Below are 14285 nucleotides of genomic sequence, written 5' to 3'. Positions count from 1 at the left end.
GACCTCATGAAAGAGCAGGCCATCGGTGAAGTGCTGCAGCGCGGGGGAGACGACCCGGCTTTCAGATAGCTTTCATGCCGAGCGGGGAGATGCGGTGATCAGCAGACGCTGATGCAGGCCGGTGACGGCCGAGATGCGCTGCCAGTCACGCTTCGCTTGATCGTGGGCGAACTCGCTCCGAGCATGCCTAAACTGGCGGGGCCTTCGGGGCGTGGGCCGATCCGGGGAAGTCCAACCCTGTGATGATCTGGTGCGCGCCTTTAGTACTGAGCCGACAAGATGCTTCAGGTATAGCCAGCGGTCGGTGCGACCCGGGTGTCCTTGGCCGTATCAGCGCCGTTCAGCGTCAGCAGGATCCCGGCGAGCAGCCCGTCGGGCGTCACCGGCTTTGCGATCAGGTGATCTGCGCCGGCCTCACGCGCCATTACCGTGTGCTGTTCCATCGCGTTCGCCGTCAGCATGGCGATGGGGATTCTGCCGCGATCCTGGTCTCGCTCGACCCGACGAATTTCACGCACGGCGGCCAAGCCGTCCATCACCGGCATCTGCATGTCCATGAGAACGAGATCGAAGCGATCGGGCGCATAGGCGTCCAGCGCCTGGCGACCATCACAGGCCACGGTGACCCTGGCGCCCATGGGTTCCAGGATCATCAGCGCTACCCTTTGATTGATGGGATGATCTTCGGCCAAGAGAATGCGAAGGCCCTCGAGTTCCTCGATCGACAAAGGTTCGTTGTTTTGTACAGCACCGGTCCGCCCGCGATCGTAGTCGGCCAGCGGCAGAACCCGACGCAGCGGTATCTCAACCGTGAAGAGGGTTCCGACGCCGAGTTCGGAGGCGACGTCGATCCTGCCTTGCATCAACTCCGTCAGCGCTTTGCAGATGGCCAGACCCAGGCCCGTGCCGCCGAAGCGTTTCGAGATCGAACTGTCGGCCTGGGTGAAACGCGTGAACAGCCGCGAGGCGACCTCGGCGTCGAAGCCGATGCCCGTGTCGGCGACCTTGATGACGAGGGCTTCCGGAGCATCGGCTACAGGCGATTGTTCGACCGCAACATCGATACGAACTTCACCGTTGGCGGTGAACTTAACGGCGTTCGACGCCAGATTGGTGATGATCTGGCGAAGGCGGACGGCGTCGCCTTGAAACAGTCCACGCGCTGACGGTCCATATTGGACCGTGAAGGTGACGCCTTTCTCATCGGCCCGCGCCCGCATCAGTTCGGCCGCGACTTCAATCTCCCGCTGGAGATCGAACGGCGCCATCGCCAGCTGGAATTGGCCGGCGTCGATCTTGGCCTGGTCGAGGACATCCGACAACAGGCGGTCGAGGGTTTGCGCGGAGGCCACAATCAGGTCGACCATTTCCCGCTGATCGGCGGGCAGAGGGCGGCGGGACAAGGCCCCGGCGGTGCCGATGACGCCGTTCAGCGGGGTGCGAATCTCGTGGCTCATATTGGCGAGAAAGGCGCCTTTGGATTTGTTGGCGGCCTCGGCGGCGTCCCGCGCCGCTTCCAGATCACCCTCGAGCGTTTTGCGTGCGGTCAGATCCATCATGGTGCCGACCACCCGGGCCGGCGCCCCATCCGGCGTCCACTCCGTCAAACGCCCACGCGCCAGGACCCATTTCGCCTGGCCGTCGCGGCAGATCATTCTGTGCTCGATGGTCGTGTGTGGGATTTCGCCTCGGAAGTGAGCCGCATAAGCCTGCTCGACCAAGGGCAGATCCTCGGGATGGACATGCCGTCGCCAGCCGGGATCGGGGTCGGGCAATTCACCCGGACCGTAGCCCAGCATGGCCGCCCAAGTCGCGCTGAACCGCACTTCGTCGCGTTGCAGGTCGAGGTCGAACAGCCCGTCGCCTGAAGCCTCAATCGCCACCGCCAGCTTCCGCTCGACGTCGATGAACGCCATCTGCCGATCTGCGAGGGTGCGTGTCAGCGTGCGATGGTCCAGCGCATAGCCACGAGCGGACACCAGCGAGGCCAGGATCAGAAGCGCGATCATGATCGCCTGCGAACTGACGCCGTGCGCAAGGAAGGGGCCCGCCAGCATCACCGCAAGCGGAGGCGCAAGGCAGCCGAGCAAGATCCGACGATCCGCGGCGAAATAGGTGAATATGCTAATGAAGCTTCCGGTCAGCCAGGTCGCCGCCAGTGCGATTCCTGCCGGCGAACCGTTCGCGAGCCCCATCAGCCCCATGGCGGCGAAGAGCGCGGAGCCCACCAGATTGACCGCTGCATAGGCGTTCATCGCCGCCTTTGAGGACAAGGCGAGAACCCGTCGGTCCAGGGCGGGGCGGATGAGCAGCTCCCAGGCGACCACGAGAACCAGCCAGGCGGCCGAAATCCACCACGCCTGCAAAAAGCCTGAGGCTAGGGCGTATAGGACGGCGAAAGTCAGCCGTCCTGACGTGCTGACCAGGGCCAACTCGACGCTGGTCGCGATATTGAACGGCGCGTCGGGAGCGGCTCTGCGACCGTCCTTGTCAACGCTCATGGCATTCGGTTTGCGATGAAGGCGCCACGGCTGCCACTTCTGTCTCTATGAAATTGAATCCGTTTTCGAATGTGCAGCTTAAAAAGAGAATATCAGTTGGGAGGCTGGTCAATCCGCCGCAGGTCGATCGTTCCTTGCTGAACGCTTCGGGCTCAGCAGAATCCTTAAATCCGTCTCGGGCGAGGTGCTCCGGTTCGACCATCGCCGCAGCCGCGACGGCCTTGGGCCGACACAATCTAGGCGAAGGTCTTGATTCTCTCATGGCGTTGGGCGGGTAGTGTGCAGGAGGGGCATAAGAGGTCCTCAGGAGCAGGGGGCGCCATTTGCGGTCATCCCCCGTCCCGCCTAAGGTCGCGTTTGTTTCCCTAGAGCGGACCTTGCTACCGAAGGGTTCTGCAGCCACACCGCTCTAGCCGTTCGCCAGCCTCAACTTGCCGATACAGCCTTCCTGCAGGCCTCAATGCCGACGGCATGTAAAAATAGGCGGTCGAGCCTGAGCCCGGCCAAAGGTTGACCGCGACCGGGGAGGTCGGCCGCACGGAGTTGATGCCGATTTTACTTGGCATCGTCAGCCTCAAGTCTTTCGGCCAAGTACCATGACTGAACTCAGCTGAGCCAGCACCGGTTAGGCCCCGACCAAACCGCATCGCGATTTCAGCCTGTGGCGACTGGCCTCCCTTCCTAGAATTTGAACGACGCCTGGACAAAGACCTTGCGCCCTTCGCTCAGGTTGAGGATCACGTCGTCCCCGCTTGCCGGCAGGAACGGCCGCGGACCGCTGGAGGTCACCGTTCGCTTGTCCGTCAGGTTCGTGCCGACCAGCGCCAGCGCCCAGCGACCGCTGTCCGGGCCGATGGAACTTGCCAGGTCGAAGGTCGCAGATGAGCCCTGCACATAGTCCGACGGGCTGCCGTCACGGGTGTAGTAGCTGGTCTTGAACTGCAGATTACCCGTGAGGTCGAACCTGTAGCTGTTTCCCACCGGCGCATGGTAGTTCGCGGCGACGTTGCCAGACCATTTCGGGGCCCCTGACGATGCGCGCCCCTTCAGGTCGGCGCCGCTGACGGGGTCCGGCACGAAGGACTTGGTGTAGGTCGCGTCCGTATAGGCCAGTGCGCCAAAGAAGCTCAGGCCGTCGATCGGGGTCAGCCATCTGAAATCCAGGTCCGCGCCGCGAGAGGTCAGCTCGCCGGCGTTGGTGGTGTGGAACTGAACGGCCACGCCATCAAAGATCTGCAGTTGCAGGTTCTGGAAGACATAGTCGTAGATCGAGGCGTTGAGCGTGAGGGTGCGGCCGAACCATTGCGACTTCACCCCGATCTCGCCGCCCTTTGCAGTTTCCGCCTTGTAGACGAGGGCGGCGGCCGTCGCGGCGCGGACGGCGGCGTCCGGACTGGACAGGCCGATCAGGGCGTTGGAGGGCAGGGCGCTATTGTCGATGCCGCCGGATTTGTAACCCTCCTTGTACGCCGCATAGAAGTTGAGGTCCTTCGTCGGCTGGTAGCTGAGCGAAACCTCCGGCGAGACGTTGCTGTCCTTGTAATAGATCGGCGCAGCGGCGAAACCGCTCGGCGCAAACCCATACAAACTGGTCAGGATGATGCTGTCGTACGGAACAGAAATCTCCTGATCCTTCTTCTCGTGGGTCCAGCGAACCCCGCCTGATAGCTTCAGTTGGCTTGTAATGTCATAGTTCACGCTGCCGAAGGCCGATATCGCGTCGGTATGGGTGAGGTGTTCCTTGTACCAGTCGGATGTATAGCCCGTGACCGGGTCCGGGCCAGCCAACGCCGCGATGTTGATCGCATTTTGCGAAGTGTTGAACTCGATATGGCGCTGCTCGTAGAAGGCGCCGACCATGAAGTTCAGCGGCCCGCTGAAGCTGCTGGCCAGCCGCACCTCCTGGCTGAACTGGCGCAGGTTGTTGTAGGCCAGTCCGGCGCCGGTCCCAAAGCTGGCCCCATTGAGCACGCCGCCATAGCTGAAGGCGTCAAAGTCGACGGATTGCTGGTCAAGATAGCCGGTGACTGAGGCGAGCGTGAGGTGCTCGCCGAGCTTCCAGTCGAATTTCAGCCGACCGAAGTAGATGTCGGAATTGGCGTACGGCACGCCGTTGTTGAAATCCTTCCCAAGCGGCGCCTTGATCGCCAGCGGCGGAGCTATGTCGGGCAGGACGTAGTGATTGCCTGAGGTGTCGCAGTTGTACCCTGCGGGGATGAGAAACGCGCCGCCGGCCAGGCTGATGGGATCGGCGACCCCGTTCTTTCCGCAGGCCACGACGGAGTTGCGGATGCTGCCGTCGGCATCGTGGTGGACGAAATTGAGTTTGAGGTTTGCGGAAAAGGAATCGCTCGGCTTCCACTGCAGGGTCGCGCGGACGTTGGCGTTGGTCTCTCCGCGGTCCGGATGGGCGACCCCCGGCGCCGAGTTGTGCAGGACCTCGTCGATATTGTTGTATTGAGCGGCCAGGCGCAGGCCCAGATTGTCCGTCAACGGGCCGGACACGTAAGATTCGAGCGTTTCGCCCCGTTGCTCGAACTCATAGGAAGCTTTGCCGCCGTATTCCCAATGATTGGTCGGGTCGGCGGACTTGAAGGACAGCACGCCAGCCGAGGCGCTCTTGCCGAAGTAGAGAGACTGGGGCCCTTTGAGGACTTCGATCTGCTGCATGTCGAAGAAACCCGATTGCAGGACACGCATGCTGCTGACGACCACCCCGTCGAAATCGAGCGCCACCGCCGAGTCGAACGCAGCCGATAGATAGGACGAGCCGACCCCCCGCAGGCTGACCTGTGCGCCGGAGCCCGACCCACAGCACGACACGTTCAGCGACGGGATGCGGCTCGTGACATCTTCAGGCTTGTCATAGCCAAACCGGGCGAGTTCGGCGCCGGAGACCGCGGTCACGGTAAGGGGGGCCTTCTGCAGGCTCTCGGATTGCTTGCGCGCCGTGACGACAACTTCCCCCAGCGTGTCTGGCGCGGTCGCCGCGACGGGCGCAGCTGTGTCCGCAAACGCTGGCGTTCCCAGGTTCAACAGAAGAAAGCAACCCAGCGCGCCAACGACTGAAGGCGCATGGCGGCTGGGCCGGACCCATTTGCGTCCGGCGCGGTCAGTGAAGAGCATGCCCATGGTATTCCCCGTGTGAAGTCCGGCGGTTTTCCGCCCGGATCGTGTTGGTTCAGGTGCGCTCGCCGGCCGCGATGAAGCGATCGATCATCTGGTGCAGCTTGCGGATGCGCAGTTCAGAGTAGAGGCCGAAATGCACCTGCCCCGTGCCTGAGGCGCGCAGGCCTTCCTGCACGAAGGGCAGGTTGCCCATGTCCTGTTCGAAGATGCCGACGAGCGGGCCAAGCTCGGGCGCATCGCTCCAGGGCTCATCGACGCCCAGTTCGTGGACGCCGGCGGGTGGCGGCCGCGGGCCGTCTTTCGGAGCCCGCTTGAGGATCATGACGTCCATGATCGCGCGTTCGGGATCCAGGCCGTCGGGCCGCCAGCGATAGACCAGGTTCGGCGCATAGCCGGCCCAGAAACTCATATGCGGCCAGACGTTGTAGAGCAGGGCGTCGACCATCTCGGCGTCCGAGGCGGCGGAATAGTCCCATCCGTCCTCGGCGGAGAGCTCCTGCCGCGCCTGTTCGGCGGCGTAGGCGCGGGCGGAGACGCCGGCGGGGACTTGGACATTCCCGTCGGATTGGCCGCGGCGCCGCGCGCCGCCGCTGGTCGAGCGCATCGCGTAGACAATGTCTGCCGCGGAATAGTTGCGTTCGGCCACGAAAGGACTGGGAACCCCGCCGGCCGAGAACTGTCGTGAGACGAAGTCGGTCAGGACGTCGTACTGGCTGTTGGCGTCAGCAAGGAAGGGCAGAATCTGCGGGTGGGTGGCGATCGAGTGGTGGCTCTCCATGAAAGCCTCGGCGAGCACCTTCCAATTGCAACGGACCACCTTGGCGACGTGGACCACCTTGTAACGATCAGCGTAGCCGTAGCCTTCGAAATGCTCCGCCAACGGTCCCAGCACGGAGGCCAGGGGCTGAGCCTCGGGGTCCAGGTTGATGAACACGAAGCCGCCCCAGGTATCGACCTTGGCTTCAGGCAGGTTCATCGCCCGGTCTCGCCACTGGGGAAAATCCCAGGCGATGGGGTTCTCCTTGAAGCTGCCGTCGAGGTTCCAGGTGAAGCCGTGAAAGGGGCAGCGGAATTCCGGCTTGCAGCCGCTCAGGGTCGCCAGCTTACGGCCCCGGTGAAGGCACGAATTGTAGAAGGCCTTGATCTCGTCGGGCGCAGTGCGGGCGATGATGAAGGATTTGCCCACGATATCGTAGAGTTGGACGTCGCCGACATTGGCGATCTCCTCCTCCCGGCAGGCCATCTGCCAGACCCTCGGCCAGAGACATTCAACCTCCTTCGCGAAATATTCGGGGCTGAAGTAGTTCGCAGCCGGAACGGGCGCGCTCCCCAGATCGGGGGTCGGGCCCTGGCGCAGGAAATCTGGAACCGGCCGCGTGTCGCGGTTCAAGATGTCATCATAGGATTCCGACGGGTGACGGTCGGGACGATACTGGAGGGGCGCTTGATGCATCTGTCCGGTCTCCTCAGGCGCAGACGCCCCCGTCGACCGCCAATTCGGCGCCGGTGATGAAGCTGCTTTCGTCGGAGGCGAGGAAGACGATCGCGGAGGCGACATCGTCCGGCACGCCGACCCTGCCCAGGGGCGTGTTTGCAGCCCCGAACTGGGCGACATCCAGGCCTGGCACAGAGTCGGTCAGCATCGGTGTGTCGATGATGCCCGGAAAGATCGTATTGACGCGGATTCCGAGGGGGGCGAGTTCGAGCGCGGCGGCGCGGGTCAGGCCCCGGACAGCCCATTTGGTCGAGGTATACGCGATATAGCGAGGCTCCGACTTCAGGGCGGTGATCGAAGAGATGTTGATGATCGAGCCGCCGCGTGTGGCCTTCATCAGCTCCGCGCCGTACTTGATACCGAGGAATACGCCGAGCTGGTTCACGCGGACGGTTCGCTCGAACAGGGCGGCGTCGGTCTCCGCCAGCCCCGCCATGATGGCGATGCCGGCATTGTTCACAAGCACGTCCAGGCGACCGTAGCGGGCGCGCACGGTTTCCATGGTCTCGCGCCAGGATGAATCCGAGCCGACGTCATGGGTCAGGTATTCGGCGTCCAAAGCGGCCGCCAGGGCATGGCCCTCCTGGTCCCGGATATCGCTGATCACCACCTTGGCCCCCTCCTCGGAAAGGCGTCGCGCATGGGCGGCCCCCTGTCCGCGCGCGCCGCCGGTGATCAGCGCGACCTTGCCTGCGACTCGTCCCATCTGCGGCTTCCTCCTTCTTTGTTGTCTGGCCCGGCGATCGCCGGCGCTGTCAGGCTTCGCGCAACGGATCCCACCAGTCAGCTGTCGCGACCGGCATCATCTCGGCATAGCGGCGCATGACGGGACCGGCGTCCGGCGGCAGCGGCCGCGCGTGGGTGGCCGGCAACGGCGAGGCGCCCTGAACGGGATCGATCCATTCCAGCCGAAGCTCAGCAATCAGGTCCATCAGGGGCGCAGCGGCCGCCTCATGGTGTGGGCTGGACTGATGAATCATGAATCCGACATAGTCGTCGAACGCGAGCAGGCAGTAGTATTTCCCCGGCTCTTGGGAGCGCCAGTACTCGTAGCGCCTGAGCGCTTTCTCATTGCCATGCGAGGCCGCGAACATCGTTCGGGCCGTCTGCTCGAAAGCCGCCTCTCGACCAGGCTTCACACGTATATGCGCGATGATGGTCGCCACTATACGCCCTCCCTGTCCGGTTCTCGTTTGACCGGGCTTCATTGAGGTCATATGTTTCATGCAGCAGTGCTGCTTGACAAGCGATTGTTGCGATTGCGACAAAATTTCTGAGGGAACGCCATGAAGTCGCCCACACCGGACCTGTTCGGCCCAGACGCCCACAAGACCTGGTACGAGACCTACACCCAGCTCCGCGTGGCGGCTCCGGTGTACAAGACGCCGGACTTGAACATGTTCGTGCTGACGCGATATGAGGACATCGCCGCTGTGGTGCGCGACAATGACACCTTCTCTAACGAGCGCGAGAAGTACGGCGGAGAATCTCTCCTGCAATATCCGGAGGCGCGGGCTATCTACACAGAGCGGGGGTGGCCGAAGCAGTTTCCCCTCGCCGTCGATCCGCCAGAGCACAAGAAGTACCGGGCGCTGGTCGATCACTTCTTTCTGGGTGAGTCGCTCGAGCGCGCTCGGCCATTGATCGAAAAGATCGTCGATGACCTCATCGACGGCTTCCAGCAGGACGGCGAGATCAATTTCGTCAGCGCCTTCGCCGAGCCCCTTCCGACCATGGTCATCACGGCGCTGCTGGGCCTGCCGCTCGAAGACATCCCACAGCTCAAGGTCTGGTCAGCCGCCTGGGCCGCGCCGTTTGCGCGGGGGCTGAGCCTGGAACAGGAGATCTGGGTTGCGGAGCATGGCGTGGCCTTCCAGGCCTATCTCAAGTCGCATATCGACGAGCGTCGCCGCGCGCCGAAGGACGATATCATCAGCCATCTCGTCAATGCGAAATTCGATGGGGACCGGCCGCTCGAGGACGCCGAGATCATCTCCATGCTCGATCATCTCTATATCGGCGGGAACGAGACCACGACCTTTTCGCTCACCTCCGGCCTGTGGCTCATGCTGAGAGAGCCGGCGATCTACGAGCGCCTCAAGAGCGACACGAGCAGGATCCGCGTTTTCACCGAGGAGGTCCTGCGCCTGGAATCGCCGACCCAAGGGCTCTATCGGACCGTGACCCGCGACACCGAGATCCGCGGCGTGCCGATACCGAAAGGCGCCATGGTGCATCTACGCTTCGCGGCGGCGAACCGGGATCCGTCGGTGTTCAAGGACCCCGACCGGCTGGACCTCGACCGGTCCAATGCGATCCGGCACATGGCCTTCAGCCAGGGCGAGCACCACTGTCCGGGCGCCGGCCTGTCGCGGCTGGAGCAGAATATCGCCTTCGCGGCCCTCCTCGATCGCCTGCCGAATCTGCGGCTCACGCCCGGCAAGAACACGTTCGAGCACGTCCCGGGCTTCGTCCTGCGCGCGCTGGGATCGCTGAACGTCTCGTTTGACCCAGTCAGATGAACGCCGAAAAAATGAGGCGCTCCCATCAGGGAGCGCCTCTGCGGCAGCGCCCGCAATAAGGCGCCGGTTCAGCCCCGAACCAGCACCGCTTCCTGCGCCCATGGCGCCAGGATCTGTTCGCCGCTGGCCTGGTAGCCCTCCGGCAGGTCCTCGGTCATGCTCCAGGCGGCCGACAGGCGGCCAAAGCCGATGAAGAAGGCGATGAACACCCCGAGCTCGACGATCTCGGCTTCGGTGAATTGCTTGCGTAGCGCATCGAAATCGGCGTCGCCGATCGAAAAGTGATCGATCGCCGAGCGATCGGCATAGAGCAGCGCCGCCTTTTCGGCCTCGCTGAGGTCGGCCGCCTCTTGCGGCTTTTCGAGCGAGCAGACGGCGCCTTCCGTCAGCCCGTCGTCGATGGCCGAGTGATAGCGAAGCGCCATGCAGCTGCGGCATTGATTGTGAAAGGCGATGCGCAGCCGCACGAGTTCAATCAGGCGCCGCGGCAGCGTGCGGCTGCCAAAGACGCTCCCACCGAACACGGCGACGGCCTTACCGAGTTCCGGCGTATGCGCCAGCACCCTGTACATACCCTGTTCGACCGAAGTGGCCTCATCGGCCGCCACCATCGTCCTGAGTTCTTCATCCCATTCAGAGACGGGCACCTTGGTGATCCGGGTCATCGATCCTCCTGATTGGATGGGCGCTCACGCCACGCGGGGCCTGGCGGTCAGGCGCGATTTCGGGAAAACAGCGGATGGGCCGGGCCCAGGTCGTCCGCCTTGGTCATCTGCGCCAGGGCCGGATTGTCCACGTAGGCGTCGCTGACCTGGCCATGCAGAAGGTAGCGGCGCGACGCTATGCGCCACTCGCCGCCGCGCTTCTCAAGCCGGTCGAGGTAGCGGCCCAAGAACAGGTGCGACGCCATTTCGGCGGACCCGTCGCCGGTGATGGCATGGGTCACAGCATAGCTTTCGGCATAGGCGCTTTCGCCATCGACCTTAAGGCTCAGGCTGCTGCTGACATGCCAGCGCCGCAACGATTGGCCCGCGTTCTGGATCAGGAATTCCGGCGTTTCAGCGCCGAGACCCTTGAAGACTCCCAGATCGACGTCGGCGTCTGGCCAAAAAAGGCGGTCAAGCTCAGTTCGGTCACGCCAGTCCACGGCGGGGCCATAGCGCATCAACAGCGTCCGGCATTCCGCCTCGTCCAACAGCCGCTGGAGCCCCCCCGAATCCAAGCCGACTCTCCCTTCTTCGCCTAAGTAAAATTTTTGCGGACAATTAAGCAGCATTGATGCAGATTTATCGGCGAGGCTCAAGTGCGACCTTCGCTTTCAGCGCGAAATCGTTGCGTTGGTATGGATCGGTCCCTTAAGTCGATCGACTTGAGCCGACGCCGGCCTTGGGAGGCATGATGAGCGCCAGCAAATCCGGACCTGTTCGCCGCAACGCCAGGTCATACGGCCAGTCGCCTGGCGGCCTCGTCCAGCCTCATTCGGCGCCGGGCGAAGGAGAAGGCAGCGAGAAGAGCGATGTCGCCCGCCGGGCGATCCTGGATGCGACGGTCGCCTGCTTCGCCGAACATGGCTGGAGCGGAACCAACATGTCGGTGATCGCCCGCCGCTCGCGCATGACCCGGGGCCGAATCCAATACTACTTCCCGACGCTCGATGACCTGCTCCGGGCGGCGATCGACCACCTGCTGGCTGAGTGGCGGCGCCGGTACTTTTCCCTGATATCCCAGGCTTCAGGGCCTTCGGCCCGGATCGAGGCCGGTGTCAATGCGCTCTGGGAGGTCACTCAGGATCCGCTGCACGTGGCCAAGCAGGAGCTGGAGGCGACCGCTAGGACCAATCCGGAGCTTCGGGTGCTGCTAGAGCAGTTCGGGGTCGAAAATGACGAGGCTTCCGTGGCCGCCGCCAAGAGGATGTATCCTGAGCTTGCGGCCTACGGCGACGCGGCGTTTCGCCGGGCGCGCGACTTCACCATGGTGTTCATGGAGGGGCTCGCCATCTTCCGCTTCAGCTCAGCAGGATCGGCCCGCCAGCGGGAATTGATCGAGATGCTGACGGAGGTCATCATCACCTACTGGAAGACGCATGGCGTCGAAGTGCTCGAAGAGCGCCCAAGTGTCGAACGCTTGCCGGTCCGTGACACCGCTGCGGTTCTCGACGAAGAGCGGCGCATCCAGGCCTTGTCCCTGATCAAGCAGGCCGCGGACCTCCTCTCCCCACAATGACGATCTCTCAGCAAGCTTAAGGCCGCGCTTGACAAGCAGCACTGCTGCATAAAATATCTCCCGAGGCTGTATCGCGGCGCGCCGGGCGGAGACCTTGCGGCGGCTCGCGGGCATGGATGTCGAAACTGACCGGCTATTGGGGGAAACGGGATGGAACGCCTTCAGGGCAAGTCCGCCGTCGTGCTCGGCGCCGCCGGCGCGAACAACATGGGTCAGGTCATAGCCCGGCGGTTGGCGCGGGAAGGCGCGCGCGTCCTGGTGGCGGGCCGTCGACTTGAGGCGCTGGAAGCCCTGGCCGCTGAAATCGGCGGCGTGGCGGCGCGATGCGACATAACCCAGCGCGCAGACTCCTTTGCGCTGGCCGACACAGCGAAAGCCGAGTTCGGTCGTATCGACATTGCTGTCAATGCGACGGGTTGGGGATATCTGTCAACATTCCTGGACATGACTGAAGCCGACTTGCGCAAGATCGCCGATCTGCAGTTCGTCGGGACGGTCTTCTTCTACCAGGCCATGGTGGCCGCCATGGCGGAGCTCGGCGGGGGCAGCCTGGTCCAGATCAGCTCGGCGACCGCCACCATCATGCTGAACGACCACGCCGCCTATATGGGGACCAAGGCGGGGACGGACCACATCATTCGCTGCATCGCCCACGAATTCGGCGAGCGCGGCGTGCGGGCCAACTCCATCTCGCCAGGCCTGACGGATACGCCGATGACGGCGACCGCGACGGCCATACCGGGCCTGGTCGAGGCGTTCCTGCCCAGCTATCCGCTCGGGCGAATCGGGACGTCGGAGGATGTGGCGGCGGCTGTCGTGTTCCTGGCCTCCGACGAATGTTTCATGACCGGTCAGAACCTGCAGGTGAACGGCGGGCTGACGCTGCGGCGCAATCCAACCCGCGAGGAGGTCGCCGCCTCGATCCAGCAGGCGGCGACGGCGCATGCCTGATCTGGCGGACCGCAAAGTCCGCTGCGCCATCATCGGGTCCGGTCCCGCCGGCTACACCGCCGCCATCTACGCCGCGAGAGCCATGCTGGAGCCGGTCTTGATCGCGGGCATCCAGCCGGGCGGGCAACTGACCATCACCACCGATGTCGAGAACTATCCCGGCTTTTCCGATGTGATCCAGGGCCCCTGGCTGATGGACCAGATGAAGGCCCAGGCCGAGCACGTGGGGACCGAGTTCGTCGCCGACATCGTGCTGAAAGCGGATCTGTCGGCCCGTCCGTTCCGCCTGGAGTGCGACAGCGGCGCGGTGTTTCTGGCCGAGACCCTGATCATCGCCACTGGCGCCCAGGCCAAGTGGCTCGGCCTGCCCACCGAGCAGACCTTCCAGGGCTTCGGCGTCTCGGCCTGCGCCACCTGCGACGGCTTCTTCTATCGGGGCAAGAACGTAGTCGTCGTTGGTGGCGGCAACACTGCGGTCGAGGAGGCGCTGTTCCTGACCAACTTCGCCGCCAAGGTGACGGTGGTGCACCGCCGCGACGAGTTCCGCGCCGAGCGCATCCTGCAGCAGCGCCTGTTCGCCCATCCGAAGATCGAGGTGGTGTGGGACAGCGCCATCGACGAGATCCTGGGGACCAAGGAGCCCCTGGGCGTCACCGGCGTCCGCCTGAAGAACGTGGGCACCGGCGCCCTCAGCGAGATCGCCTGCGACGGGGTGTTCGTCGCCATCGGCCACGCCCCCTCCTCCGAGCTGTTCGCTGGCCAGCTGGAGACCAACGCCGGCGGCTATCTGAAAGTGGTTCCGGGCACGGCGGCGACCGCCATCCCCGGCGTCTGGGCCGCGGGCGACGTCACCGACGACGTCTATCGCCAGGCGGTGACCGCCGCCGGCATGGGCTGCATGGCCGCATTGGAAGCGGTGCGTTTTCTTGCGGAAGAAGATCACAAGAAGGCCCACCACCCGATCAGCCACCAGGAAGCCCAGGAAATCGGAAGCGGGCCAACGCCGGGAGACGCCCATGTCGCTTGGATCGATTGAAGACCGTCTGGCCGTTCGCGAGCGCATCGAGGCCTATGGCGACGCCGTGTTCCGTCGTGACAGTGAAGCCTGGATCGCCAACTGGGCCGAGGATGGGGTCTGGCGTTTGCTGGGCGCGGAATTCCGCGGCAGGCCGCAGATCCAGTCCGCCTGGCTCAAGGCGATGGAGGCATACGCCTTGGTCGGCTTCTACTGTGCGCCCGGCTATCTTCGGCTCGATGGTCTGCGCGCGGACGTCCGGGTCTACACGCGCGAGATTCTGATCGATCACAAAGGCTCTGCCGTGAACGTCATGGGCGTCTACCAGGACCAGCTGATCAAGCAGGATGGCGCCTGGCTGTTCGCCGAGCGCGCCTACACCGTGCTTCACAGCGACGCCTCGAACTAGGCGCGTCGCCGGCTCCGGCTGGCCCGGCCTTCGAACCAAT

12 protein-coding genes are annotated in these 14285 nt (G+C 63.9%); 5 read left to right on the top strand and 7 right to left on the bottom strand.

Going from position 1 to position 14285, the window contains the following annotated elements:
- Nucleotides 1–284: 284 nt before the first annotated feature.
- The 5 genes from KCG34_RS11385 to KCG34_RS11365 all read right to left on the bottom strand — a co-directional run bounded on the left by KCG34_RS11385 (nucleotide 285) and on the right by KCG34_RS11365 (nucleotide 8291).
- On the bottom strand, nucleotides 285–2501 hold the full coding sequence (locus KCG34_RS11385; RefSeq protein ID WP_211940467.1) for a hybrid sensor histidine kinase/response regulator: 2217 nt from the start codon (nucleotides 2499–2501) through the stop codon (nucleotides 285–287).
- Nucleotides 2502–3182: 681 nt separating this feature from the next.
- Complete coding sequence (locus tag KCG34_RS11380; protein WP_211940466.1) at nucleotides 3183–5408, bottom strand: TonB-dependent receptor; 2226 nt, start codon at nucleotides 5406–5408, stop codon at nucleotides 3183–3185.
- Between the two features lie 274 nt (nucleotides 5409–5682).
- Nucleotides 5683–7083 (bottom strand): aromatic ring-hydroxylating oxygenase subunit alpha, encoded by a 1401-nt coding sequence (locus KCG34_RS11375; protein ID WP_211940465.1) that lies wholly within the window; start codon nucleotides 7081–7083, stop codon nucleotides 5683–5685.
- A 13-nt stretch (nucleotides 7084–7096) separates the two neighbouring features.
- Complete coding sequence (locus KCG34_RS11370; RefSeq protein WP_211940464.1) at nucleotides 7097–7831, bottom strand: glucose 1-dehydrogenase; 735 nt, start codon at nucleotides 7829–7831, stop codon at nucleotides 7097–7099.
- Nucleotides 7832–7880: 49 nt separating this feature from the next.
- Nucleotides 7881–8291 (bottom strand): putative quinol monooxygenase, encoded by a 411-nt coding sequence (locus tag KCG34_RS11365; protein WP_211940463.1) that lies wholly within the window; start codon nucleotides 8289–8291, stop codon nucleotides 7881–7883.
- A 120-nt stretch (nucleotides 8292–8411) separates the two neighbouring features.
- On the opposite strand from KCG34_RS11365, the gene KCG34_RS11360 reads away from it, so the two are divergent.
- Nucleotides 8412–9647: a cytochrome P450 gene (locus tag KCG34_RS11360; RefSeq protein WP_211940462.1), complete on the top strand. Its 1236-nt coding sequence runs from the start codon at nucleotides 8412–8414 to the stop codon at nucleotides 9645–9647.
- Nucleotides 9648–9715: 68 nt separating this feature from the next.
- Here the strand turns inward: KCG34_RS11360 and KCG34_RS11355 are convergent, their stop codons facing one another.
- Both KCG34_RS11355 and KCG34_RS11350 read right to left on the bottom strand, forming a co-directional pair.
- On the bottom strand, nucleotides 9716–10312 hold the full coding sequence (locus KCG34_RS11355; protein WP_211940461.1) for a carboxymuconolactone decarboxylase family protein: 597 nt from the start codon (nucleotides 10310–10312) through the stop codon (nucleotides 9716–9718).
- A 47-nt stretch (nucleotides 10313–10359) separates the two neighbouring features.
- Complete coding sequence (locus KCG34_RS11350; protein WP_211940460.1) at nucleotides 10360–10950, bottom strand: nuclear transport factor 2 family protein; 591 nt, start codon at nucleotides 10948–10950, stop codon at nucleotides 10360–10362.
- Nucleotides 10951–11045: 95 nt separating this feature from the next.
- Between KCG34_RS11350 and KCG34_RS11345 the strand changes: the two genes are divergently transcribed.
- From KCG34_RS11345 to KCG34_RS11330, 4 genes are all read left to right on the top strand, one after another.
- A complete protein-coding gene (locus KCG34_RS11345; protein ID WP_211940459.1) occupies nucleotides 11046–11870 on the top strand; it encodes a TetR/AcrR family transcriptional regulator in 825 nt (274 codons plus the stop codon).
- 150 nt (nucleotides 11871–12020) lie between these two features.
- Nucleotides 12021–12821, top strand: coding sequence for an SDR family NAD(P)-dependent oxidoreductase (locus KCG34_RS11340; protein WP_211940458.1), 801 nt, complete (start codon nucleotides 12021–12023; stop codon nucleotides 12819–12821).
- Nucleotides 12814–13857, top strand: coding sequence for a thioredoxin-disulfide reductase (gene trxB / locus KCG34_RS11335; RefSeq protein ID WP_211940457.1), 1044 nt, complete (start codon nucleotides 12814–12816; stop codon nucleotides 13855–13857). Before KCG34_RS11340 ends, trxB begins: the two co-directional genes overlap by 8 nt.
- On the top strand, nucleotides 13838–14245 hold the full coding sequence (locus KCG34_RS11330; RefSeq protein WP_211940456.1) for a nuclear transport factor 2 family protein: 408 nt from the start codon (nucleotides 13838–13840) through the stop codon (nucleotides 14243–14245). The genes trxB and KCG34_RS11330 overlap by 20 nt, the downstream gene beginning before the upstream one ends.
- Nucleotides 14246–14285 lie beyond the last annotated feature (40 nt).

This window comes from Phenylobacterium montanum, assembly GCF_018135625.1.
Lineage (GTDB): Bacteria > Pseudomonadota > Alphaproteobacteria > Caulobacterales > Caulobacteraceae > Poindextera > Poindextera montana.
This window is presented reverse-complemented; position numbering and strand designations above follow the sequence as displayed.